Annotated in this window: 23 protein-coding genes, 1 tRNA gene and 1 other RNA gene; 8 read left to right on the plus strand and 17 right to left on the minus strand. The window is 68.8% G+C overall.

The window, feature by feature from the left end; all coding sequences use genetic code 11:
- Positions 1–131 precede the first annotated feature (131 nt).
- From ABT063_RS11830 to ffs, 6 genes are all read right to left on the minus strand, one after another.
- Entirely contained in the window at positions 132–1,034 is a 903-nt protein-coding gene (locus ABT063_RS11830) for a phosphoribosylaminoimidazolesuccinocarboxamide synthase (protein ID WP_351057103.1), read from the minus strand.
- 132 nt (positions 1,035–1,166) lie between these two features.
- Positions 1,167–2,669, minus strand: coding sequence for a N,N-dimethylformamidase beta subunit family domain-containing protein (locus tag ABT063_RS11835; RefSeq protein ID WP_351057105.1), 1,503 nt, complete (start codon positions 2,667–2,669; stop codon positions 1,167–1,169).
- Between the two features lie 265 nt (positions 2,670–2,934).
- On the minus strand, positions 2,935–5,118 hold the full coding sequence (locus tag ABT063_RS11840; RefSeq protein ID WP_351057106.1) for a hypothetical protein: 2,184 nt from the start codon (positions 5,116–5,118) through the stop codon (positions 2,935–2,937).
- Positions 5,119–5,507: 389 nt separating this feature from the next.
- Positions 5,508–6,758 (minus strand): phosphoribosylamine--glycine ligase, encoded by a 1,251-nt coding sequence (gene purD / locus ABT063_RS11845; RefSeq protein WP_351057107.1) that lies wholly within the window; start codon positions 6,756–6,758, stop codon positions 5,508–5,510.
- A 90-nt stretch (positions 6,759–6,848) separates the two neighbouring features.
- A complete protein-coding gene (locus ABT063_RS11850) occupies positions 6,849–9,269 on the minus strand; it encodes a DNA polymerase III subunit gamma and tau (protein ID WP_351057108.1) in 2,421 nt (806 codons plus the stop codon).
- A gap of 53 nt (positions 9,270–9,322) precedes the next feature.
- An RNA gene (ffs, locus tag ABT063_RS11855) (signal recognition particle sRNA small type) lies at positions 9,323–9,421 on the minus strand.
- A 72-nt stretch (positions 9,422–9,493) separates the two neighbouring features.
- On the opposite strand from ffs, the gene ABT063_RS11860 reads away from it, so the two are divergent.
- Positions 9,494–9,581, plus strand: a tRNA-Ser gene (locus ABT063_RS11860).
- Between the two features lie 79 nt (positions 9,582–9,660).
- Here ABT063_RS11860 and ABT063_RS11865 read toward each other — a convergent pair.
- The 10 genes from ABT063_RS11865 to ABT063_RS11910 form a co-directional block, all read right to left on the minus strand.
- Complete coding sequence (locus tag ABT063_RS11865) at positions 9,661–10,911, minus strand: tyrosine-type recombinase/integrase (RefSeq protein ID WP_351057109.1); 1,251 nt, start codon at positions 10,909–10,911, stop codon at positions 9,661–9,663.
- An 11-nt stretch (positions 10,912–10,922) separates the two neighbouring features.
- Positions 10,923–11,156 carry an excisionase family DNA-binding protein gene (locus ABT063_RS11870; protein WP_351057110.1) on the minus strand — a complete coding sequence of 78 codons (234 nt, stop codon included), beginning with the start codon at positions 11,154–11,156 and terminating at the stop codon, positions 10,923–10,925.
- Positions 11,149–12,444, minus strand: a complete 1,296-nt coding sequence (locus tag ABT063_RS11875; RefSeq protein WP_351057296.1) for a replication initiator — start codon at positions 12,442–12,444, stop codon at positions 11,149–11,151. The genes ABT063_RS11870 and ABT063_RS11875 overlap by 8 nt, the downstream gene beginning before the upstream one ends.
- A gap of 154 nt (positions 12,445–12,598) precedes the next feature.
- On the minus strand, positions 12,599–12,847 hold the full coding sequence (locus tag ABT063_RS11880) for a SpdD protein (protein WP_351057111.1): 249 nt from the start codon (positions 12,845–12,847) through the stop codon (positions 12,599–12,601).
- Between the two features lie 25 nt (positions 12,848–12,872).
- Positions 12,873–13,067, minus strand: coding sequence for a hypothetical protein (locus ABT063_RS11885; RefSeq protein WP_030673585.1), 195 nt, complete (start codon positions 13,065–13,067; stop codon positions 12,873–12,875).
- A gap of 14 nt (positions 13,068–13,081) precedes the next feature.
- Complete coding sequence (locus ABT063_RS11890; protein WP_351057113.1) at positions 13,082–13,273, minus strand: mobile element transfer protein; 192 nt, start codon at positions 13,271–13,273, stop codon at positions 13,082–13,084.
- A 12-nt stretch (positions 13,274–13,285) separates the two neighbouring features.
- Positions 13,286–13,978: a DUF2637 domain-containing protein gene (locus tag ABT063_RS11895; protein WP_351057114.1), complete on the minus strand. Its 693-nt coding sequence runs from the start codon at positions 13,976–13,978 to the stop codon at positions 13,286–13,288.
- 85 nt (positions 13,979–14,063) lie between these two features.
- Positions 14,064–15,440, minus strand: a complete 1,377-nt coding sequence (locus ABT063_RS11900) for an FtsK/SpoIIIE domain-containing protein (RefSeq protein WP_351057115.1) — start codon at positions 15,438–15,440, stop codon at positions 14,064–14,066.
- The gene (locus ABT063_RS11905) at positions 15,440–15,796 is read right to left on the minus strand and encodes an SCO3933 family regulatory protein (protein ID WP_351057116.1); all 357 of its coding nucleotides are present in this window, start codon (positions 15,794–15,796) and stop codon (positions 15,440–15,442) included. Before ABT063_RS11905 ends, ABT063_RS11900 begins: the two co-directional genes overlap by 1 nt.
- Positions 15,797–15,961: 165 nt before the next feature.
- Positions 15,962–16,747 carry a GntR family transcriptional regulator gene (locus ABT063_RS11910; protein WP_030684069.1) on the minus strand — a complete coding sequence of 262 codons (786 nt, stop codon included), beginning with the start codon at positions 16,745–16,747 and terminating at the stop codon, positions 15,962–15,964.
- 107 nt (positions 16,748–16,854) lie between these two features.
- On the opposite strand from ABT063_RS11910, the gene ABT063_RS11915 reads away from it, so the two are divergent.
- From ABT063_RS11915 to ABT063_RS11925, 3 genes are read left to right on the plus strand one after another with little or no spacing between them, the layout of a single operon-like run.
- Entirely contained in the window at positions 16,855–17,262 is a 408-nt protein-coding gene (locus ABT063_RS11915; protein ID WP_351057118.1) for an NUDIX hydrolase, read from the plus strand.
- A 46-nt stretch (positions 17,263–17,308) separates the two neighbouring features.
- Positions 17,309–17,737: an ATP-binding protein gene (locus ABT063_RS11920; protein WP_351057119.1), complete on the plus strand. Its 429-nt coding sequence runs from the start codon at positions 17,309–17,311 to the stop codon at positions 17,735–17,737.
- A complete protein-coding gene (locus tag ABT063_RS11925) occupies positions 17,737–18,114 on the plus strand; it encodes a hypothetical protein (protein ID WP_351057297.1) in 378 nt (125 codons plus the stop codon). The genes ABT063_RS11920 and ABT063_RS11925 overlap by 1 nt, the downstream gene beginning before the upstream one ends.
- Positions 18,115–18,590: 476 nt before the next feature.
- Here ABT063_RS11925 and ABT063_RS11930 read toward each other — a convergent pair whose 3' ends face one another.
- A complete protein-coding gene (locus ABT063_RS11930; RefSeq protein ID WP_351057120.1) occupies positions 18,591–19,772 on the minus strand; it encodes a hypothetical protein in 1,182 nt (393 codons plus the stop codon).
- 343 nt (positions 19,773–20,115) lie between these two features.
- Here ABT063_RS11930 and ABT063_RS11935 point away from each other — a divergent pair, with 343 nt between their 5' ends.
- From ABT063_RS11935 to ABT063_RS11950, 4 genes are all read left to right on the plus strand, one after another.
- A complete protein-coding gene (locus tag ABT063_RS11935; protein WP_351057121.1) occupies positions 20,116–21,234 on the plus strand; it encodes a hypothetical protein in 1,119 nt (372 codons plus the stop codon).
- 357 nt (positions 21,235–21,591) lie between these two features.
- Positions 21,592–22,011 carry a hypothetical protein gene (locus ABT063_RS11940; protein WP_351057122.1) on the plus strand — a complete coding sequence of 140 codons (420 nt, stop codon included), beginning with the start codon at positions 21,592–21,594 and terminating at the stop codon, positions 22,009–22,011.
- Positions 22,008–23,078, plus strand: a complete 1,071-nt coding sequence (locus ABT063_RS11945) for an NB-ARC domain-containing protein (RefSeq protein WP_351057123.1) — start codon at positions 22,008–22,010, stop codon at positions 23,076–23,078. Before ABT063_RS11940 ends, ABT063_RS11945 begins: the two co-directional genes overlap by 4 nt.
- Positions 23,079–23,087: 9 nt before the next feature.
- On the plus strand, positions 23,088–24,389 hold the full coding sequence (locus ABT063_RS11950) for a tetratricopeptide repeat protein (protein WP_351057124.1): 1,302 nt from the start codon (positions 23,088–23,090) through the stop codon (positions 24,387–24,389).
- The last annotated feature ends 39 nt before the right edge of the window (positions 24,390–24,428 follow it).

The following is a 24,428-nucleotide window of genomic DNA, read 5'->3' on the forward strand; positions in this document are numbered from 1 at the left end:
GCCGGAAGCCCTCGTACTGGACGTACTCGGGCTTTCGGCCGGTGCGGCGAGTGGGGGCACCGCCCACGCCCTTGGGGCAGTGGGGGAGCGTGCCGGGCGTCGCGACGGGGCGAACGTTGCCTTTCGGGGCACTAGCTCCAGGTCGTGCCGGTGAGGCGCTCGTACGCCTCCACGTACTTGGCGCGGGTCGCCTCCACCACCTGCTCCGGCAGCGGCGGCGGGGGCTGCTCGCTCGCCCGGTCCCAGCCGGACTCCGGCGAGGTCAGCCAGTCGCGGACGAACTGCTTGTCGTACGACGGCTGCGCGCGGCCCGGCTGCCACTGGTCGGCCGGCCAGAAGCGGGAGGAGTCGGGGGTGAGGACCTCGTCGGCGATGACGAGGCTGTCGTTGTTCTCCAGACCGAACTCGAACTTCGTGTCCGCGAGGATGATCCCCCGGTCGCGGGCGATGTCGCGGGCGCGGTGGTAGACGGCGAGGGTGGCCTGGCGCAGCTGGGCGGCGGTGTCCGCGCCGACCTGGCGGGCGACCTCCTCGTAGGAGACGTTCTCGTCGTGCTCGCCGACCGCCGCCTTGGTGGCCGGGGTGAAGATCGGGGCGGGGAGCTCCGAGCCGTCGACGAGGCCTTCGGGGAGGGCGAGGCCGCAGACGGTACGAGTCTCGTCGTACTCGACCAGGCCCGAGCCGGTGAGGTAGCCGCGGGCCACGCACTCGACCGGGATCATCTGGAGCGACTTGCAGACCAGGGCGCGGCCTGCCCAGTCGGCGGGGGCGCCGGCCGGCAGTTCGGTGCTCAGGACGTGGTTGGGCACCAGGTCGGCGAGCTGGTCGAACCACCACAGGGAGAGCTGGGTGAGGATGCGGCCCTTGTCGGGGATCTCGGTCGGCAGCACCCAGTCGAAGGCGGAGATGCGGTCGCTGGCGACCATCACGAGGTCGCCCGCCTCGTTCTGGTACAGCTCGCGCACCTTGCCGGTGTGGAGGTGCACCAGGCCCGGAACCTGGATCGGCTCGGGCTTTTCTACGAATCCGGACACGGTTCCTCCCCGTGGTTTGAATAAAGGGTGGCCCGCAGGGCTCGAGGTGGTGGTGGGAGACGGGCGGGCCAAGTGGCTCGATTCTCCCGTATGCCGGAGATCGGTCTTGGTCCGGGGTGTGTGGGGCAGGGCTCAGTCACGTTTGCAGATGCGGTCCAGGAGGTTCGCGGTGGCGCGCTGGATACGGGGGTCGACGTGGCCCGGGCGGTCCAGTGCGGGGGTCCAAGCGAACGTTCCGGACGCGAAGACCAGGGCGCCTGAGGGGGCGCGGTAGAGGGAGGTCTCCTGGTGGCGGACGGCTCCCTCGCGGTCGGTGTAGGGGGAGTGCGCGAGCAGGATGCGGCTCTCGTGCTCGGGGAGCGGGGCGCGCGGGAAGTAGCGGTCGGCCTCGCCCGCGACCAGACCGGCGATCTCGTCGCCCTCGTGCGCGCCGGTCGCCTCCCAGAGCCAGTGGTCGGCGTTGCGGACGACTAAGGGGTGGGGTTCGGGGACGTGGCCCGCGTACTGGATACCCATCAGTTGCTGCTCGGGCCGGTCGATCTCGCGCCAGAGCACGGGTTTGCCCGGGCCCCTGCGTTTGCGGCAGGTGAGCAGGCGATCGGGGACGCCGGAAGGGGACGGGCCCAGCTCCACCTGCCAGTACAGGGTGTTCGCGGAGAGGAAGACGAGGGACGTGCCGTGGTCGCGGGCGCGTTCCACGGTGTGGCGCATGTTCGTCGACCAGTACTCGTCGTGGCCGGGGAAGACCAGGCCGCGGTAGCGGGTGGGGTCGATGTGACCGGCGTGCAGGTCGCGGGCGTCGGCGTAGGCGAGGTCGTAGCCGTAGCGCTCGGCCCAGCGGATGAAGTCGTAGGAGTGGCCGACGTGCAGGGGGAGGCCGGCGCCCGCGTACGGGCGGTCGAAGGAGACCGTGGTCGCGGCATCGGACTCGCCGAGCAGGCGGCCGTCGGCGTCCCAGGCGTGGTAGAAGCTGGCGCCGGTGCGGCCGTCCTCGGGGTAGAGGTTGTAGGCCTGCCAGGTGATGTCGGGCAGGAGGAGGAGCAGGTCCGCGGGTTGGTCGTCGCGGACGGTGAAGGGGATGTGGGAGCGGTAGCCGTCGGCGGTGGTGAGGACGGCGACGTACGCCCCGATGCTCCAGTAGCTCGGGATCTGCAGGCGCCAGGACAGCCACCAGTGGTGGCAGGAGACCGTGCGGTCGGCGGTGAGCGGCGGGGGTTGCACGATGCCGGACAGGCGGGGGCTGGAGGTGATCTTGGCGGCGCCGTCTCGGCTGTAGTGGCCGATGCGGTAGACGTCGACGCCGAACTCCTGGGGCGGGTCGACGGTGATGTGGAAGTCGACGGCCTCGCCGGGGGCGACCGCGCCGGTGGAGGTGAAGCCCTTGATCTGGCGGTGGACGTCGTCGGCGGAGCGAGGGCCTTCGCCGGAACGAGGGGCGGGCACGCGGGGGCTCTTCAGCGCGGGCTGCTGGGCGGGGTCGACGTACCAGTCGACGTACCAGGGGACGATCCGGCCGGTGTCGTCGAAGTGCGTCGGGTTGCCGCGGAGCCAGGGGACGGGGCCCTGGCCGAAGGGGTCCGTCACGGCGTGTGCGAGTGCCCCCGACTCCCAGCGGCGGATCTGCTCCGATCCCATGGTCGCTCCCCTCCTTCATGCCCCCGTGTGTGAAGTGCGTGTCTCGTGCGCGCTGTGTGCCTGTCTTATGTCGCAAGCCCTTGCCATGTGCGCGTTCGGTCCCAGCACATCACATTACGCACGCGGGCTGTCACTATTCGTTGCGAATTTGCCGGAAGTGGAAGTCGCGGCTCCGGTATGGGTCTGGGCGTGGTAGGCGGGGCGGGATGCGGGGGCCTGCCGGCCGTCCGTCGCCTGGTCTGTGGGCGCGGGAGGGGGCTTGGCGTCAGACGAGGCGTACCGGCTTCTCGGGGCGTATGCCCGACTCGATCAGCCAGGTCCGCAAGGGGGCGGGGTCGCCGTCCTCGACCAGGCTGAGGACGCGGGGAGTCAGGTCGGCCGCCCGTTCGCCGTTGACCATGAGGGACGGGCCGTCGAGCCAGTCCAGGCCCGGAGTCGCACCGGCGGTGTCCATCGCCGCGCAGCACACCATCGCGGTGACGTGGTCGGCGAGCAGTTCGCGGCCGGTACGAGGGGGTTGCATGGGGAAGAGGGGGAGCGTGCCGTCGTCCCAGAGGGCGGTGTCGGGGCTGCCCTGACCGGGAGCGGGCGATCCTGCCGGGGACGTGTTCGCGGGTGCCGTCGCCTCTTCGCGAGCGAGCTCGGCGGTGAGACGGGCGGCCAGGGCGGCGCTGCGTTCGTTGGGGGTGGGGGGGTCGTCGGGGTAAGGGGCGGGGGGGTCTTCGGTGTGGCCGACGTGTTCGGGGGGTTGGGGGGCGTCTGTGGGGCCCTCGGGGCGGTCGTCGGACTGGGCCTCGTCGTCCTGGCCCTCGGAGCGCTCGCCGGACAGGACCTCGACGCCGGAACCCTCGGCACATACGCCGGACGAGACCTCGCCGCGGTGGCCCTCGGGGCGGTCGCCGGACGAGACCTCGACGTCCTGGCCCTCGGAGCGTTCGCCGGACAGGACCTCGACGTCCTGGCCCTCGACGTCCTGGCCCTCAGAGCGGTCGCCGGACAGGACCTCGACGCCGGAACCCTCGGCACATACGCCGGACGAGACCTCATCGCGGTGGCCCTCGGGGCGGTCGCCGGACGAGACCTCGGCCTCTGTGCCGGACTCGTGCGGGAGGGAGTTGCCGGTGGCCGGGTGCGGCGCGCTGTCCCTGTCGGGTGGGGGCGGGGGCGTCAGGATGGTCAGGTGGTCCATGACGCGGGCCAGGGTGGGGCCGTCGGGGTTCGGTGACGTGGGGTCGGGGGCGCGGCGTACGCCCAGGGCGTCCAGGACGCGGTGGAGGCGGGCCGCGTCGGTGCGCCACTTGCGGTCGACGACCTCGTCCGGGTACTCCTGCCAGTCCACCGGGGACCAGTCCGGGCCGGGCTCGGCCGGACCGCCGTGGAACAGCCGGGCGGCGAGCAGCGAGGTCGCCTCGTCCACCGCACCGGGCTCTTCGAGCAGGTCGCAGGCGGGACGCTCGCCGAGGCGGGAGGCGAAGCCCTCCGCCAGCCGGTCGCGGCGGGACAGCTCGGTCAGGGCCGCGACAACACCGGCGTCCAGCCGGGAGGGCCACCGGCCCATACGCCATGCGGGCAGCGCGACCCGGGTCAGCAGCCGGTCCCAGCCCGCGTACGCAAGCCCCACCTGTTCCTGGGCGACGATCCTGAGCCCGTAATCCACAGCCTGTGCACGATCGGCGGCCGCGGCGGCGACGCCCCGCTCCATCTCGGCGGCATGACCGCGGCAACTGCGCAGCAGCAGGCGGGCGACCCAGCCGACGCCCGCGAGCACCGCGCGGGTCGCGGGGTTGCGGCCGGGGGCCGATGTCACGGCCACCGCCGCGTCCAGGCCCCGTACGAAACGGCGGGCCGCAGCTATGTCGGGGTGCGCCGAGGGTCCCGTACCGGCGACGACCGGGGCGAGGACCGCGCGCAGCTCGCCGACGCGCATCCACCACAGGAACGGGGAGCCGATGACGAGGACGGGCGCGGCCGCCGTACGCCGGTGGGGGCCGCGGACGCCCGCTATCTCGTCCTGGCCCTCGCGCGGGGGCGGGCCGTGGGCCCGGTGCGTGCGGTCCTCCAGCCAGCTGTCGCAGTCCGGGGTGAGCGCTATGGCGGAGGGGGCGGGGACGTCGAGGCGGTCGGCGAGGTCGCGCACCATCCGGTACAGGTCGGGGGCCGATTCCTCGCTGATCGGGACCGTCGGGCTGACGGCGGGGCGGGCGCGGGCCACGACCAGGGCGATACCGCCGGCGGCGAACAGGGCGAGGAGGGCGAGCACGCTCATGGTCCAGCGGGCGGTGTCCCAGGCCGGGCCCGGGAGGTGGCCCGCGGAACCGCCGGCGAACAGCACCACCGCGACCGCCGCGGGCAGCAGCGCGACGGCCAGGGCCCGGCTGCGGATGCGCAGCACCGCGAGTGCGCGGTTGCGCGCACCCTGTGCGCCCGACTCCACACTCATACCGCTCATGACCCGACCTCACCCCCTCCCTGCCGTCCTGGCCGACCGGCTCTCCGCCCGGCATTTCCTGGCGTTGCTCACTCCCCCACTGTGGCACCCACTACTGACATCGCAATGCCGGTGGGCCAAGTGCCGGACCGTGTGCGGACCGCTTGCGCCGCACCCTAGTTGGGGCCCCGGGCCCCGTCAGCCGGATGGGGCAGCGGTCACTCGATGGAATGGCTTTGGGGAAAGGTGGATGACGGAAAGCAAGCATCAGGCCCCGAATCCTGAGACGGAATCGGGGCCTGCGGGGTTTATCGACGCCGGGAGATTCTCCCCGGCGTTCCATGGCGCTCCATGGCGTTCCACCAGGATGCTCGGGCAGGATGCTCGGGCGGACGGGACGGCGACCCTGACTACGCCTCCGCCGCCTTCGCCGCGATGTCCGTACGGTGCTGGGAACCGTCGAGCCGGATGCGGCCGACGGCCCGGTACGCGCGGTCACGGGCCTCGGCGAGGTCCTTGCCGGTCGCCGTGACGGACAGGACGCGGCCACCCGCGCTGACGACGGCGTCGCCGTCGCGCTTGGTGCCGGCATGCAGGACGTACGCGTGCGGGGCGTCCTGGGCGGCCACCTCGTCGAGGCCGGTGATCGGGTCGCCGGTGCGCGGGGTGCCGGGGTAGTTGTGCGAGGCGACGACCACGGTGACCGCCGCCTCGTCGCTCCAGCGCAGGGGCTCGAGGTCGGCGAGGTTGCTGGTGGCGGCGGCCAGCAGGACACCTGCCAGCGGTGTCTTCAGCCGAGCCAGCACGACCTGGGTCTCGGGGTCGCCGAAGCGGGCGTTGAACTCGATGACCCGTACGCCACGGGAGGTGATCGCGAGACCGGCGTAGAGCAGGCCGGAGAACGGGGTGCCGCGGCGCCGCATCTCGTCGACGGTCGGCTGCAGGACGGTCTCCATGACCTCGTCCACCAGCTTCGGGTCGGCCCAGGGCAGCGGGGAGTACGCGCCCATGCCGCCGGTGTTCGGGCCTTCGTCGCCGTCCAGCGCGCGCTTGAAGTCCTGGGCGGGCTGGAGGGGTACGACCGTCTCGCCGTCGGTGATGGCGAAGAGGGAGACCTCGGGGCCGTCGAGGAACTCCTCGATGACCACGCGCTCACAGGCGACCGCGTGTGCCTTGGCGGCCTCCAGGTCGGCGGTGACGACGACACCCTTTCCGGCGGCGAGCCCGTCGTCCTTGACGACGTACGGAGGGCCGAAGGCGCCGAGTGCCTCGGCGGCCTCTTCCGGTGTCGTACAGACGTAAGACCGCGCCGTGGGCACCCCGGCCGCCGCCATCACGTCCTTGGCGAAGGCCTTCGAGCCCTCGAGCTGCGCGGCCTCCTGGGAGGGGCCGAAGACCGGGATGCCGGCCTCGCGTACGGCGTCGGCGACGCCCGCGACGAGCGGGGCCTCCGGGCCTACGACCACGAGGTCGACGCCGAGTTCGGCGGCCAGCGCGGACACCGCCGAGCCGTCGAGGGCGTCGACCGGGTGCAGCTCGGCGACCTCGGCGATGCCGGCGTTGCCGGGGGCACAGTGCAGCGCTGCGACGTCGGGGTCGAGGGACATGGAGTGGCACAGGGCGTGTTCGCGGGCGCCGCTGCCGATGACGAGGACCTTCACGGGGGTCAGCCTAACGGGGTTTTTGTGCGAGGTTCCGAAGGGGTGGGGGGTGGAGGGCTGTAGATACCTCCAAGGTTCTCGCCTACTCGGCTACTCGTTCGAGAACTCCTCCACCACCGTCGCTCCCAGCTCCCGAACGATGAGTTCGTGGCCGGAGAGGGCCGACTCGTCGAGATCGGGGTCGTCGTCAGCCGGGATGTCGTCCTCGGGGGCGACCGGACGTGGTTCCGGGGCGGAGGACGGTTGGTGAGTGGGGGTGGCCCGAGCGGGCGCGGGGGCCGGTGCCGACGTGGAGGACGTCGAGGACGTGGGTGCCGAGGACGGCGTGGATGCGGCGGGGGTGGGCTGGGGGGACGCCGGGCGCTGGGATGTCGTAGCGCCGCCGCCACCGCCGTAACCGCCCCCGGATCCACCGCCGTAACCGGCACTGGAGCCACCGCCTGCGCCATAACCCGCGCCGCCGCCTCCGCCGTAACCGCCGTTGGAACCGGGGGAGCCGCCGGTCGCGGGGGGTGCCGAGCCGCCGCCCGACGGGTCGACGATCGCCTCGATCTTCCACTGCACGTTGAACTGCTCGGCCAGCGCCTGCCGCAGTACGTCCTCGCTGCCGCTGCCGGCGAAGTTGTCACGCGCGCCGGCGTTGACGAAGGCGAGCTGGAGGGTCGTGCCGTCGAAACCGGCCACCTGGGCGTTCTGGCTGAGCAGGATCCAGGTGAACCGGCGGCGGTTCTTGACGGCCTCCAGGATGTTCGGCCAGAGCATGCGGGGGTCCAGGCCGCCGGTCGGGGCGGCGGGAGGGGAGGTCGGGGTGGAGGCCGGTGGGGCTGAGGGGGGCGACGGGGGCGGCGTGGGCGATGTGGGGGCGGGCGCGTTCGGCGTGGACGTCGTTTGTCCGCTGCCGGCGGGAGCCGCGGTGGGCCAGCCACCGGGTCGCCGACCGCCGCCACCTGCGGGTGTGGCGGCGGGCCAAGCCCCGGGGGCGGGGGATGCGGGGGCAGGGGTGGGCGAGGGCTGAGGCTGAGGCTGAGGTTGAGGTTGGGACTGAGCTTGGGACTGAGGTTGGGGCTGAGGCTGTTGAGATGGCTGGGGCTGCTGTGGGCGATCGATACCCGAAGGACCACCGCCAGGAGCCGCAGACGCCCCGGGGCCAGCCGCCGCCGGGACTCCCTGCCCCGAGGGCGCTCCTTGGAGGTTTCCGGCGCCCGGCGTCCCGGAACCCCGTACCGCCGCCCGAGCCGCAGCGGCACCGCCACCAGGCGGAACCGGGTCGGCGGCGGCCGCGGCCGCTCCCCCATGCGCGTCGGGCCCCGGCACATACCCCACCGCGGGCATGCCGGCCCCCGTGGAGAAGTTCACGCCACGCTCCAGCCGGTCCAGCCGGGCCATCACGGAACGCTCGTCGCCATAGGCCGCCGGCAGCATCACGCGCGCGCAGATGAGCTCCAGCTGAAGGCGCGGCGAGTTGGCGCCCCGCATCTCCGTCAGCCCGTCGTTGACGAGGTCGGCGGCACGGCTCAGCTCGGCGGCGCCGAAGGTGCCTGCCTGGGCCTGCATCCGCTCGATGACGTCGGCGGGGGCGTCGATGAGCCCCTTGTCCGCTGCGTCCGGCACGGCGGCGAGGATCACCAGGTCCCGCAGCCGCTCCAGCAGATCGGCGACGAACCGACGGGGATCATTGCCACCCTCGATGACGCGGTCCACGACCTCGAAGGCGGCGGCGCCGTCACCGGTGGCGAAGGCCTCGACCACGGAGTCGAGGAGCGACCCGTCGGTGTACCCGAGCAGCGAGGTGGCCATCGCGTACGTCACACCGTCGGCACCGGCCGCGGCGAGCAGCTGGTCCATGACGGACATCGAGTCACGCACGGACCCGCCCCCGGCCCGCACGACGAGCGGCAGAACCCCGTCCTCGACGGGGATGTTCTCCCGCCCGCACACCTCGGCGAGGTATTCCCGAAGCGTCCCCGGAGGCACAAGCCGGAACGGATAGTGATGGGTCCGCGACCGAATGGTCCCGATGACCTTCTCGGGCTCGGTGGTGGCGAAGATGAACTTGAGGTGCTCGGGCGGCTCCTCGACGACCTTGAGCAGGGCGTTGAAGCCGGCCGACGTGACCATGTGGGCCTCGTCGATGATGTAGATCTTGTACCGGCTGCGGGCGGGCCCGAAGAAGGCCTTCTCCCTGAGATCACGGGCATCGTCCACACCACCGTGGGAGGCGGCGTCGATCTCGATGACGTCGATGGATCCCGGCCCGTTCCGCGCCAGATCCCGGCACGACTCGCACTCACCGCACGGCGTGGGCGTCGGCCCCTGCTCGCAGTTCAGGCACCGCGCCAGGATCCGCGCACTGGTCGTCTTCCCGCAGCCGCGCGGACCACTGAACAGGTACGCGTGATTGACCCGGTTGTTCCGCAGCGCCTGCTGCAGCGGGTCGGTCACATGCTCCTGCCCGATGACCTCGGCGAACGACTCCGGGCGATAGCGGCGGTACAGCGCAAGAGACGACACGCATACGAGGTTATAGGCGTCCACTGACATCGGGTCCTGCCCAGGCCCCCGGGAACGCAAGCGCCCCCCACGCACCCGCCAGAGCCAACCTACCCTTGCTGCCTTCCGGCCCTGGGGGAGTTCAGTCAGATAGCGCCGCGTGAGGGGCTCCACAGAGAGTACCCGATGTCAGCGGCAGGGAACGAGTTCGCGAGCACTCCTCTGGGTCATGTAATGTTTCCGGCGGAGGATTCGCCTAGAGGCCTAGGGCGCACGCTTGGAAAGCGTGTTGGGGGCAACCCCTCACGAGTTCGAATCTCGTATCCTCCGCCAGTGCCTCACCGGGCACGATGTCGAAGGGCCCCACCGTTCGCGGTGGGGCCCTTCGTCGTTGTCCGTCTCAGTTTCCGTCTCAGTTGGATTTTCCGGCCGTGCCTGGCGGCTCCCAGAGCGCGTCTCCAACTTGCTGAGCGACCTTGCGGAGCATGGTCCCGGTCACGTGCATGTACCGGGCGCGCATCCGGGCCGCTCCCCCGGGCTCCCAACCCATGATCGAGTCGATCACGACGTCCGGGACGCCGAGGATCAGGAGCACGGTAGCGGCGGTGTGGCGAGCGTCATGGAGGCGGCCGTCTCGGAGGCCTGCGTCCCGAAGCAGCCGCTTCCAGATGTGGAAGTCAGTGTTCGGGCTCAGCGGCCCGCCGGTCGGCGAGGCGAAGACGTACCCCTTGCCCTCCCAGTCGGCACCGGCCGCGATCCGCTCCCGCTCCTGCGCTTCCTGGTGCTGGCGGAGAATCTTGATCAGCGGATCGGGCAGGCCGATGGTGCGCCGCCCCGCGCGCGACTTGGTGGACTTGTGCTCACGCCGGGTCTGCTCCCGCTTGGGGCAGTAGCCAGCCTTCCGACCACATGGGTTGGCACCGCAGCCGTGCGCGTACTTCGGGCGCAGTCGGTTCTTGCGAATGCGGACGTATCCCGCGTCCAGGTCGACGTCTTCCCAGTGGAGCCCGAGCGCTTCCCCTTGGCGGAGGCCGAGCGCCAGGGCGACGACCCACCGGGCGCTGTTGCGAAGCTTGGCCGCTTCGACGAGGAGACTCTGCACCTCTTCGATCGTGTAAGGCTCGATGTCCTCCTCTTCGAGGCGGGGAGCCTTGGCGATCTCGGCCGCATTGGTGACGACGTGGCCGCGCCGCACGGCCTCACCGAGGGCGACTCGGATCGTGCGGTGAGCGTGGTGGGCGGTGCCGGCGGAGCTCCCGGACGCCTGCATCTTCCGGTAGAAGCGTTCGAGGTGCTCGGGCTCCAGGCGGTCGAGCTTGTGAGCGCCCAGGCCGGGGACCAGGTGAACGCGTACGTCGACCTCGTACCCGTCGTACGTGTTCTCGGAGACGTACGGCTTGGCGATGTTCTCGACCCAGTGCTCAAGCCAGCTCTGGACGGTCCAGCCCTTACCCGGCTTCCGAAGCTTCCTGTCGTCGCGGGCCCGCTCCAGCTCGCGGACGGCCTTGGTCACCTCGGCCTTTGTCTTCCGCTCGACGTGACGGCGGTCGGGCTTCCCGTCATCGCGGACGCCGACGGTCACCCGGCCGTGCCACTTCCCGTCCTTGCCGAGGTAGATGGACGAGGCCCCGTTCGGCTGTCGGGTGCGCTTGTTCTCTGACATGCCTGCCCTCCTCAGGCCGCGTGGGCGGGTCGGTGGCGCAGCTTGGCCACGTACGCGGGGACGGCATCGGCGGGGACCCTTCGCAGCCGCCCGACCGTCACCGACTCGATCTCTCCGGCCAACACAAGCCGGAAGCACGTCGTACGGCCGATTCGGAGCCGCCGGGCCGCCTCCTCGACGGTCAGAAGGGCCAAGGAGGGGTCGAAGGGGTCCAGCTCAGCGGCGGTGGCCTGAGCCTCAGGCATGGGTCGGTTCTCCTTCCGTTCCGGGGGCGGGTTCGAGGGACTCGGCAAGCCAGGCTTCGGCGTCCGAAAGGCCGGTTCCGGCGAAGACCCAGTGCGCGAGGACGTACGTCGTGTCGTGCTCGGAGTCGGTGAGGGCGGCGGCTTGAGCGCGGCGCCATTCGGCTCGGGCGTCGCGGAGGGCGCCGAGGGTGGTGGAGTAGCGGCGGGACTTGGTGGAGAAGTGGCCGCGGAAGCCGAGCATGTGGGCCCAGGCGCGCAGGCGGAGGTCTTCGAGGTCCTTCCGCGCGCCGAGGGTCCAGGCCGTTCGGATCATGCGGCGGGCGTGGTCACTGATGTCGAGCTGGGCGAGTTCGGCGAGGAACTTGAGCGGGCGGTCGAGAGCTCCCGTGGCGGTCTCGGCACCCTTGGTCGCGTACTTGGCGATGTAGGCGGCTACGGCCCGTTCGGTGAGTTCCTGGCCGCCGTCGAAGTCGGCGCTGCGGATGGTGCGTACGTCGAGCTGACGGCCGAAGGTGAAGGTGTGCGGGCGGGCGTCAATGACCGGGCCGTCGACGCGGACGTGGGCGGCGGCGGTGCGGATGGCGTCGGTGAGCAGCTCAGCCGTGGCCCAGGCGGGTGGCGGGGTGTCGCCGCCCTCGGGGCCGTCGATGCGGATGACGGCGTGGAAGTGGACGGCGCCGCGCTTCTGGTACTCGGCGACCTTGGCGAACGACACCCGGGCGTGCTGGCGGAAGGCGCGCTGGGCGAGTCCGGCCCGCTTGGCGACCTCTCGGCGCAGGTAGGTCGAGAAGCGGCGCCAGAGGGGTCCGGCGTGGGCGTTCCAGAGGACGGCAGCGTCGTAGTCGTAGGTGTCCGGGTCGAGCGGGGTGCCGAGTGCGTCGTCGTCCTGGTCGTGGAGGGTGCCGCAGCGGCAGCGGCGGACTGAACCGGCCGGGCCGGTGGGGCGGTTGTGGACCGGGCCGAAGCTGGGGGCGGTGAAGGTGGCGAAGACGCGGGGGTGGGCGGCGACTCGTTCCGGGGTGCCTTTGCCGCCGCGCAGGCCGGAGGTGATCAGGTGGAAGGTGTCGCGGCGGTAGACCTCGGCGCAGGCCGCGCAGCGGGTCGTACGGCGGTTGTTGCAGCGCACGAGGAGGTGGCCGGCGGGGAGGTCGGAGGAGTCGAGGTGGTGGAGGACGTTGCCGATCTCGCCAGTCGCGGTGTTCACGTCGTATTCGGTGCGGTGGCCGTCGAGACGGATCGGGTGAGTGCAGCCGCCGAGGCTGGAAAGTTGGCGCAGCAGGCCCGGCATGGTGCCGAGCGCGGCCAGGTCGCCGAGTTCGTGCAGTGGAGGCGGGGTGGCGCGGGAAGTGATGACTTGCTCCTTCTGGCGTCGGTCAGGAAGGGGAGAGCCCACGGGGGTGGCAGATGGTTGACGGCATCGAGGCCACCCCGGGGTCTGTTGATCAGCGGCGGGTGTGCTGGTCGCGGAGCACCGAGCGCAGAACCACGGCGGCGACGGCTACAGAGATGGCCGTGACGGCGACGGCGGCCAGGAGGGCGGTCAGTACGACCCCGCCGACGATCACGGTCGCGATCGCGCCGGTGCTGATGGAGACCTGAGGGAGCGTGCGCTGTACCGGGGCCGGGTCTGTCGGAGCGTGGGTGTGCACGGGTGGCGGGGTGGCGCTGTCGGGGTACTTGGGCAGGAACACGGCGGAACTCTCCTTATCTACTCGTCTAGTCGTGTGAGCCGTTTATGACGTCCACGCCGGAGCGTGTGCCGGACTCGATGGCCGGGGCCATGAAGGTGTGCGAGAGCCAGAAGCCGAAGAGGGCGACCAGGACGACGATCCAGGTACGGACGCCGAGGAACTTGACCGCTCCCCAGGCGAAGAAGCCGAGGACGAGGACGAGCGGCAGGCTGACGGTCACGGAGGCGGGTCCTTTCAGCGGATGGGGCAGCGGTGAGTGCGGGCGGCCAGTTCGGCGGCGGCGCGGCTGTCGTAGTCGGCGGAGAAGCCGCAGCGGGGGGCGGTACAGGCGGCGGTGTGCTTCTCGCGGCCGCGACCGTCGTACGAGGTGCCGACCTGGACGGGGCCGATGCGGGTGACGGAGCGGAAGCGGCGGTTGGCGCTCATGTGGATCTCTTCTCAGAGCTGGGCGGCGATGGCGTCGGCCATGGGCATGGGGACGCCGAGGCGGGCGCGCAGGGTCGGGGTGTCGATGGACATTCCTGTGCGGGTGTGGTGTTCGGTGGCGACTTTGCGGGCGTGTTCGACCAGGGCGGCCGGGACGGAGACGGCGGGCGGAGGAGTCGGGGCGGGCGTGGGTTCGGCGACGGGTGGCGGCGGGAGCTGCGGGACGGGATCGGGCGCGTCCTCCTGGTCCTCGATGTCCTCGGGCTTCGCCGGGGGCTCGATCTCCTCGCGCCGGTCCTCGATAGCGTCGGTCTCCTCCTCCTCGGTCTCGTCGTGCGGGGGCGGTGTCGAGTGGGCGAGGAGAGTTCCGCCGAGGAAGGCGACCGCAGGCCAGCCCGCGACGAGGATGCGGAGCCAGTCCGGCACGTGGTCCATGTCGAGGAGTCCGGCGGTGGCGACGTTCGCGCCGAGGGATGCGGCGAGTGCGATGACGAACCAGCACCACCCGGAGGCTTTGGCGTCGCCGGTCCGCAGTCGGCGCCAGGCGGCGACGAGCAGCAGGTCGACCGAGATCGGGTAGGCCCAGGCTTTCCATCCGTCCTGTCCGGCCGCCGAGGCGACGTCGTGCAGGTGGGCGAAGGACAGGGCGGCGGCGATGACGGCTTGGACGAGCACCGCATCGATACGGGCCAGTTGGGCGCGCATGCTGCGGCTCCTTCCGGATTCAGGCATGGGCGGGGTAGGGACGTGGCGTGAGGCGGTCACGCCGGCCGGGGAAGAGGGGAGCGGCTCAGTCGGTCACGGGGCGCGGTGACACAACCGGCGCCGGGGGCCAGACCGGCCGTACGGGGATGCAGGGCCGGAAGGGCTTGAGCGCGGGCAGCTTCGGCGCCAGGTGGGCCGATTCCTGGCAGATCTCAGCAGCGTCGCCGAGAGAGAGGTAGGGCGTGCGGATGCGCGACCAGCCGCCGGAGGTGTCACCGGCCACGGCGAGGCCGGGCCGTTCGGGGGCGATGGCACAGGCGGCGGCGACCGCTTCGGGGGCGATGTCGCCGAGTGCCATTTTGGCGGAGGCTTCGTCGTTGACGCGGTGGCAGACCCGGCCGGTGAGCTGGGCACGGAGCATGGTGGCGCCCTTGCCGAGTTCGGCGCCGAAGCGTTGTCCGCAGACCTCCAGGTAGATGCCAGCGGCGCGACCGAGCTGGGCGAGGCGGATAAGCTGGGTGACCATCTCGTCCCGGCGTTCCTCGTCCTTGCGTGTCGCGACGAGGAAGAGCTCAGCCACCTCGTCGACGAACAGGACGATGGGCACGGGGCGTTGGTAGTCGGGCAGTCCCCAGATGTCGGAGGTGATCTCCTCGTCCGGTGTGCTCGGGGCGATGCCCTGTCGCGCCTTGATCAGGTCGTATCGGTCCTCCATTTCCTTGACGAGCACGGGCAGCAGATCGGCTGCCTGCTCGGGGTCGGTGGCGAGCGCCGAGAGTCGTGGGGCGAAGGGGGCCAGTTCGACGCCGCGCTTGCAGTCGATGCCGACCAGGGCGACGGGCTGAGGGGCGAGTCCGGCCACCAGGTGGCGCAGGTACATGGACTTGCCGGAGAGCGTTGCGCCGAGGGTGAGTTGATGCGGGACGGTGCGGTAGTCGCGTACGAAGGCAGTGGCGTCCTCCCGCAAGGCCACCGGCACCTTCAGGAACCCTTCCTCGGCCTTGCGGGGCATCCGCACTCGCCGCAGTACGTCGAAGCCGACGAGCCGCAGCTCGACGACACCGGGCTTGATCGTGGTGACGTAGACGGCGTGAACTCCCCAGGCGTGCCGCAGGCGTTCGGCCGAGGCAGCGACATCGGCAGGTTCCTGTCCCGGGGCGAGCCGCAGACGAAGCCGCAGTCCGGTCGACGTAGGGCGGATGATCCCGCGCCGAGGTGGGACGGGCCGGACCTCCCGTCGGGTGGTGGCCTTGACTGCCAGAACCCGCAGCCGGGACGGAGCGACGGTCAGGCCGCAGGCTTCCATGACCGAGCTGTACGAGCTGAGCAGCCGGACCGTGGATATCGGCAGGCCGACCGTGGACCAGTAGACCCCGGGGTGGTTGGCCCGGGCGTAGGCAGCCCCGCCGCCGAGCGCGGCGACAGGACCACCCACCTCCAGAAGCGTTGCCAGGTCGGTCATCAGGCCGAGGCCTCCATGGCGGCCGGGAAGGCGGCCGGAGTGACGGCGGCGGCGCGGTAGGCGATGCCGTGCCGCTGCTGCCCGTTGAACACGCTCTCCCACGGCCGGGCAATGAGCCCCGGCAGCGAGACCGGGGCGCCGAGTGCGAGCCCTTCCGCTACCCCGCTCTCCGGAAGGGTCACCTTGATCAGGGACGACTCCCCCTCCTCGATGTAGACGACGCCGATCGTCATCAGTGCCTCGCCGCTGACGGCGTCCTTGGCGATCTCGCCGGTCTGCCGGTCGCGGACCTTGGGCTCAGGTGCCTCGGTCAGCAGGATCGTGGCGGCCGAGGTCTCCACACGGATAGTGCGCAAGATTCTTTCCCATCTACTCGTCTATACAACATGCAGCCTTCGAACCCGATCTCCGGGAACGACGACCAGCCTGTCACACAACTTGCCCACTCGTCTATACGAGTATGCTTGTTGGGGTGTACGAGTTCGGGAAAGCGGCCCCGCGCACCACCGGCGGTCAGGCCCTCACGTGGCCGGGAGCTGGTACGACAGGACGTAAGCGTCCGCCGCCATGACCGTGTCACAGACCTCCACGGCCCGCCCCTCGGTGTCGTACGCGGTACGGATCAGGTGGATCACGGGCACGCCGGAGGCCAGCCGGAGCGTCTTCACCTCGGACGGCGACGGCATCCGGGCGCGGATCTCCTCCTCGAAGTGGTCGAGGTGGTGGCCCAGCTCTTCGAGGCGGGCGTAGATGCCGCCGGGGCCGGGGTTGGGTTCGGCGATCTGCGTGCCGCGAGCGATGTCGAGCGGGAGATAGGAGGTTGCGAACTCGACCGGCCGACCGTCGAGCAGATACCGGCGCCGACGGGCGAGCACGCGCCGCACCGAACCGAGCCGGGTGGAGATGTCCTGGCTGGCTTTCTCCTCCTTGACCTCAAGGCTGTCGACCTGGGGGTGACTGCCGGCCGCATCGGCTTCCACGATGAACGCGGACTTGCCTTGCTCGCGATGGCGCCGGGCGAACCGGTCGGAGGCGAGCCGCCGCACAGGTGGCCGTGGTCGCACGAACACGCCCTTGCCGTGCTCGGCGTGGACCAGGCCCTCGCCTTGGAGAATGGAGAAGGAGTTCCGAACTGTCATCCGGGAAACCCCGTAGTGTTCGACGAGTTCCGCCTCGGAGGGCAGCTTTTCGCCCTCCTTGAATCGCCCACGGTCGATGGCCTCGCGCAGCTGGTCGGCGATCTGCCGGAAGACCGCACGATCACTCGTGGGGTCGAGGTCGCCGAGGAGGCTCGGGAGAGACGTCACGTGTACTCCTTTAGGTATCTAGACGAGTGGGCGAGTGTTGTTGCTACCGTGGAGAGCCTAGCCAGCTGAAAGGGCCGAGGAACGTGAGCACTGACCGTCCGCACTCCGTGAGCGTTGCCGGAGTCATCGTCGACGACCAGGGCCGCGCTCTTTTGATCAAGCGCCGCGACAACGGCCACTGGGAACCCCCGGGCGGGGTCCTCGAACGCGAGGAAACCATCCCTGAGGCCCTTCAGCGCGAAGTTCTCGAAGAGACCGGCATCAAGATCGCACTTCCCGCGACTCTGACCGGCGTTTACAAGAACATGAACGGCTTGATCGTCTCGCTGGTGTTCCGCTGCGAGGCCGCCGACGGCACGCTCACCACCGGGGACGAGACCCGCGCGCTGCGTTGGGCCACCCGTGAAGAAGTCACCGACCTCGCCGACGAGGCGTACGCGATCCGTGTCCTGGACGCATTGAACGCGACATTTCCACCGGCCATCCGCGCCCATGACGGCGTGAAACTCGTCTAGCCCGTACCCGCTGCACATGGCGGCCTACCTGCACGAAGGAACTTGTATGCACGAGTATACGAGCACCGCTCGGGTTTGGGGCCTCAGTTGCCCAGGTTTCCCGGAAGAGGTCAGCCGGGCCCGCCGCTGGACCCGTGACATCCTGCGCGGCTCCCCTTTAGCCGAAGACGCCGAACTGATCGTCAGTGAGCTGAGCGCGAACGCGATTCTTCACACGGCCAGCGGCCTGGAGTCCGGCAGCTTCCACCTGGCCGTCGCCGTCTCGGCCCAGGTGATCGCGCTGTCGGTAACGGACGACGGAGGCGCGAGCGCGGCCCCGAAGGTCGACCACCGGGACGAGGACGCCGAACACGGTCGAGGTCTGGGCATGGTCAGCGCCATCGCACACCGGGTCGTCGTCCACGACAGCGACGGCGGCCACACGGTCACCGCGGAACTCTTCATGGACGTCCGAAGGGGGGAGCACCCGTGCTGATGGACAAACCGCAGCGCGGCTACTGGTGCGAATGCTGGACCGAAGACTTGGCCGAGGGATCGCGGCCGGCACTGCGAGGGTCTCTCGACGCGTATACGGCACCGCAGGCGGACCGATGGGTAGCGGTCGCACTCCGCACTATCTCTCCGGCGCTCGACCCCGAGGCATCCGACGAAGCATGGGCCTGGCTCTACGAGGGCCGCATCCAGACACGGCGAGCACTCCTCCGCGCGGAACCCTGCACTGTCTCAGTCACTCACGCCAGCACCCGCATCACATGGATGATCCGACCCGTGCTCTTCTTGCCGCTCGCTCACCGCCAGGGTGTCGAACTTCCGGCCTGCGTAGACGATTTCAAGCCCCTACCGACCGACTGAGTTACAACTTTCTCTACGGGTTCAAGGCACCCGGCTCCGCTCCGCTCCGCCGGGCGGGCTCACGGCTCCGCTCGGGGCGCCGCTCCTGCCTTCGGCCCGCTCGGCCCCGGCTGCGCCGACGCCCGCCCACTGTGGATAGGCCCGGAGGACATGAGTCGAGCACCCGACGAACGCGGCCCACGGTCACAGACGATGCCTCCGGCGGGGGACCGGCCGGCACCGGGTGGGAGGGGGCGCCGTTCCCGGCCGCGGGCACATCGTGGCGAGCGTGGGGGCTCCCATCCCGTCCGCCGTCGACCCAGGCAGAGCCGAGCAGACGCGGCCCATGGCGTCCAGGTCGTTCGTACAGTGGCGCGCTCCACCTGGACGCCATGAACCACGCCCGCTCCACGGTGTGTGGGTCGACGGCGGACGGGATGGGAGCTGGGTTGGTTGGCGAGCCGAGGAAGGGGCAGCGGAATTCGCAAGATCGGGTATCAACCCAGAAGATACGAGACCTTCTCAACGGCGTCAGGGAGCTTCGCTACAACTGGACATGCCTGATGCCCACCCCTCCACGACCTCTGTAGGTAATTGGTGGCCACTCTCTCAGCCACCACTACATCGGCATACGCGGCAGCGCATCCCAAATAGAGCATGTCAATCAGATCATTCGGCTCCCACTTAGCACGGATAGCCAGACGATGACCAATTGCATCCCCGTACACCCGGAGCGAGGGCATGGAATCAATTCGCTCATAGAGCTCAACAGCCAGACGTTCCTCCATGGGAATTCCCAAACTATGAGCCGCAGCGACCCCCTCTGATACCACATCACTGATAGCCAAAGCTCGCCCATCGATCGCCTTCTGCTTGGGCGACCGCGCCTGGAATTCTGGATCCATACTTACTCTGTTAAAGTGCTCATGCCAACCCGGGACCGGAGACGGAACCCGCTCCGGATTCATAAGGACGTCGTAAATACTAGCGAACGCTGTGAGCCTGTTAGTCAATTTCGACAAGTCCGCCGGAAGATCAGACGTTTCAGTGACACGCTCCTTCGTGTCCATAGCTCCAGCAGCCAGGCTAAAGACGTCGAGCTCAGGGAGAGCAACAGAAGCTGTGTACGCTTTCGATAGCGCTTCACCCATCTCATGCGTTCGCACCGCTACGGGACTCCGCATCTGCCATCCCCGCGAAATTCTGAGAATGGTAGACGCGAGATTCTGACGCCTCTCGTCAAATAGCGCCGAGGTCTCAAGGGCGTGAGCGGATGACACAGGAATGATGACACGCCCTGCCTCAGCCCATTCAATCAAGCGCTCAGCAGCTTCAAGGTCTTTCTCATTTCGAACCCGAGCACGGTCAAAAATGGAGTTAGATAGCGTACTCCAATGACATTGATCCAGGTAAACAACCGGAGGACGGATTGACTCAGAAGCCGCCCCCTCCGGGTCTACCTCAAAACGATCCCCACGTACGCTTTCTAGGCGAATTACTCCACTGGAAAAATCGTAGGACACTTCCCTAAGCACACTGCCTGGATCGCCGCCACCCAAGCTCGATTCCACTACACGACCATCACGGAACTTTATTCTCACTTCTCCCGTGACCGGATTCTCGGCGACCTCTTCGAATGCCTGGCTGATCTCGCTAAGATCAGGATTGCCCTCTGTCATGGTTCACGCCTCTCCTTGCGCCCAATGCCTAGACCATGCGGTACACCTCGTCAGAGACCGACCGTATCTGGTTGATGATCCGAGAGGAGCCTCAGCGCGCCATCCAGCCTGACATCACCTGCTGACATCAACGACCGCGCACACAGGCAGCCTTGAGCCACCCAGGACGCCCGGCGCGCGAGGGCCTCATAGCTCCATGGCGGCTGATGGATCGACCTGCTAGAGCGGGTGTCGCAAGGTGCCGTCGGCAGAAGCCGGCGCCTAGCCACGGACGGCTGGAGCAGGGGCCACATTCGCCAAATAGACTCGACAGCGTGCCAACCTGCTGACACAGTCATGCTCCATGGAGACGGACATGCAGACTGCCGTAATCTGGTCTGGAATCTTTAGTGACGCGAACTATTTTGGTCGCTACTTTCGAGACGTAACGCGCCACGGCGATGATCCGTTGAATTCCGTGTTGGCTTTCTGTATGGCACCGTATTTCTCGCTCGCCATGCACGAGTCTCTACAAAAGGCGGGGAAGATCGATGCCAACATCTCCGCAGTATTCGAAGAGGGTACAATCACCATTAGTGCCCGGTCTCGGCATTCATTGAAGCTCTTCGAAGACACTAAGCGAGGCATTGAGGGGCAGATTTCGTACTTTCGGGACGAGGTGTTCACCGCGCATTCTGCCAAGTTCCTCGGTAACACGTGGCTTCCGCTGGCTCGCTTTCTAGAAACCGATCTCGGCCTGTATAGCTATGGCGGGCGACTAGTCACAACAACCCATGCCGCGACGTTCCATCTCGGATTTGAGCCGAATGAGCTGCTCGCGGAGGGGGCCGGAACTCATATCCGAGCAGTCTTTGAGGAGTACGGATCATACTTCGCAGGTTTGGGAGCCAGCCTCGATGATCAGGGGGCGGACACCTTTGTAACTGCGTTGAGCGTTTCGGCCCTGGATGAGTCACGAGATGTGCGCGCCAGCAAGTACTACCGCAAGGTCTTCAACGGACCAGAAACGCCCGAGCTGAATGCAATACTCACAACCTTCCGAGCGATGCTTAATTTCGCCGAAATCGTTGTATCGTCTGGCGTTGATCGCCGGCACCTCGACTACACGGCTTTCAAGATCGGATACCTTTCGCTTTATCAGGTATTGCGCAGCGTGCGTATTCTGTTGGACGATTCATCCTACCGCCTCACGACTCGATCCGCTGCGATCGCTGATCACATTGTCAATTTGGAATCAGCACAAGATATCTTGGATCCGAAGGCCAGGCCTTTCCGTAACATGCTAATGCACTACAATTTGCCGCCCAAGGTGGACATGGCCAAGGTGGACTTGTCTCAGCCCTTCTTTGGCACAGTACCCATCTATTTCCCTCGACACGACATCTCCAGCTTTATTCAGCTGGTGAATCAGTGCGGCGCTATCACTGCCGCAATTTTTGACGAGTGGGCAGAAGGGGATTAAGGCGCATGGTGGAATCATCGCCATCACTTCTTTCCTTATACGGTCACGCCCCAGCAAGGTACAGCCCATGCCTCTCTCTCCTGACAACCCGGCAGCAGGGAAGATCTGGGGTGAGTGTCTAACTGCGTGACAACGCCGACACACAGCGGCGGACAGCCACGCACACCTACGGACCCTCGCCGCAGGTGAAAGGCGCACCAGGCCGACGTCAAGCACCCACCCAAGTTGCTTCGGGACGAAGAGGTCTCGCGGTTGGGCGGCGGTGGAACCGCGCGGGGCGATTTAGGCGTTTGGGCTGTGCGAGCGGGGGCCGTGTTCCTAGGCTGGGTCACCTGTAGTCGTGAGGTCGGGGGGCAAGTGAGCGCTGAGATCGTGCAGTTGGTGGAGCAGGCGGGGCCGTATCTGGCGACTGCGGTGGGCGCGTACGGGGCGGCGGTGTTCTCCCGGGCAGAGAGCGCGGCGGTGGATGCCACGGCGAATCTGGGGCAACGCATCCTGCAGACGGTGTGGCGCCGCTGCAACGAGCAGTGCCGGGCAGAGCTGGAGACCGCAATCCAGGACGCGGCCGAGGCGCCGGAGGATGCGGACGCGGCAGCCGCTGTGCGCCAGCAGATCAAGCGTGCGCTGCGTGAGGACGCCGAGTTGCTGGCAGAGCTGGCCAGGATATTGCCCGCGGTCGGGGAGACGGTGACCGTGACGGCCTCAGGTGAGCGGTCGATCGCCGCTAGGACCATCACCACGGCCGTGACCGGGGACCACACAACGATCAGACCATGACAGACAGTGCGGCAGCCGGGGGCGGCGACCCGCGGGCGACGGGCACCCGGTCCGTGGCGGTGGGCGGTGATGTAAGTGTGGCGATCACCGGGGACGGGGCCCGGGTGGTGATGCTGCCGGCAGAGGCGGTGCGCTGGGCCAAGGAGGTCGACGCGCCACCGGCGGCCGGTAACCTGCCCGGGTCCGCCTCCGGGGTGTTCGTCGGACGCCAGAGCGAGCTCGCAGAGCTGCGCCGGTTGCTGGCTGATCAGGGGGAGGCCGCGGTCACCCAGGTCTCCGGGGTACGGGCGGTCCATGGGCTGGGCGGGATCGGGAAGAGCACGCTCGCCCTGCATTACGCCCACACCTACCGACGTGTGTACACGCTGGTGTGGTGGATCAACGCCGCGAGCACCGAGCAGATCGTTACCAGCCTGGCCGCTCTCGCCTCGCGGCTGTGCCCGCAGTGGGCGGCATCTGCAGGCGTGCCGGAGCGGGCGGCGTGGGCGCTGCTGTGGCTGCAGTGGCACCCCGGTTGGCTGCTCGTCTTCGACAACGTCGAAGACCCCGCCGACCTGCGCCACTACCTCGGCGCGCTCCCAGACGGGCACCATCTGGCCACCAGCCGCACCGCGACCGGCTGGCACACCATCGCCCCCACCATGCCCCTGGGCCTGCTGGACGCCGAGGCGGCCGTGGACCTGCTGTGCACTCTCACCTTCGGGGCGGAGCACGCCCCCACGTCGGCACAGCGCCGGGACGCCGCAGACCTTGCCGCCGATCTCGGCTACCTGCCGCTGGCTCTGGAGCAGGCGGGCGCCTACCTGTTCGAGACCGGCACCTTGCTGGCCGACTACCGGCAGATGCTGGGACGCGTCATGGACGCGGCCGCGGGCGGCATCGACCCCGAACGCACCATCGCCCGCATCTGGCACCACACCCTGACCGCCATCGAACGCCGCAACCCCCAGGCCGTCACCCTGCTGAACGCCATGGCTTGGCTCGCGCCTGACGCCATCCCCCGCACTCTGCTCGCCCCGTTCTGCCCCGACCCACTCGCTCTCGGCCAGGCCCTGGGCGCGCTGTAGGCATACAACATGATCGCCTACAGCGCCGACCGCCAAGCCATCAACGTCCACCGCCTCGTACAGACCGTCCTGCGCCACCAGCCCGCCGGATCCGACGGATATCCGCCCGGCCGGCAGGACGCCGAACACCTCATCCAGCGAGCCGTCTCCGCCGGCAACACAGACACCCTGGAATGGGAACGGCTCCTGCCCCATGTCATCGGCCTCGCCGAGTCCACACCGGCCCATAGCCCAACATCCACCGAGACGGCCGATACCTACGACGCCGCTGCACAGTACCTGCACCACCAAGGGCGTGAAGCCCACACCATCCGACTGCGTACAGCCGCACTCGTCCAGCGCGAGCAAGCCCTCGGCGATACCCACCCCAGCACCCTGACCAGCCGCAACAACCTCGCAAGCGCCTACGAGTCGTCGGGGGACATGAAGCGGGCGATACCGCTGTACGAGGCGACTCTCGCCCAGCACGTGGAGATCCTTGGCGACACCCACCCCGACACCCTCACCAGCCGCAACAACCTCGCCTACGCGTACTGGTCGTCGGGGGATCTGAAGCGGGCGATACCGCTGTACGAGGCGACTCTCGCCCAGCGCGAGGAGATCCTTGGCGACACCCACCCCAGCACCCTGACCAGCCGCAACAACCTCGCAAGCGCCTACCGAGCGGCGGGGGACCTGAGGCGGGCGATACCGCTGTACGAGGCGACTCTCGCCCAGCGCGAGGAGATCCTCGGTGGCACCCACCCCGACACTCTGACCTGCCGCAACAACCTCGCAAGCGCCTACTGGTCAGCGGGGGACCTGCAGCGGGCCATTCCGCTTTTCGAAATGGCGCTTGAGCAGCGCGAACGGGTGCTGGGAACTTCCCACCCGGACACCATGACCGGGCGCAATAACCTCGCAAGCGCCTATTTCAAGGCGGGAGACCTAGAGCGGGCCATCGAGCTGCTTGAAACAGTTCTCGCCCAGGCTGAACAAATCCTCGGCGACATCCACCCCCACAGCTTGGCCACTCGCAACAACCTGGCAAGCGCCTACCTCATGGCGGGAGACGTAGAGCGGGCCATCGAGCTGCTTGAAACAGTTCTCGCCCAGGCCGAACAGATCCTCGGCGACACCCACCCCACCACCGTGACCAGCCGCAGGAACCTAGCGGATGCCTACCAGGATTTCGGGGCTCCAGCACGGGCAATCCCACTGTTGGAGACGGCCCTCGCCCGGAGCCAACAGTTTCTGGGCGACATGCATCCCGACACGCTGGCCATCCGCAGCAAGCTCGCTCAGGCGCGCCAGCCGCCCACGACCGATTGACCAGCCCGCAAGACCCGAATGACTGTACAGCCGAGAGTC

This window comes from Streptomyces sp. NPDC002838 (assembly GCF_040295365.1).
GTDB lineage: Bacteria > Actinomycetota > Actinomycetes > Streptomycetales > Streptomycetaceae > Streptomyces.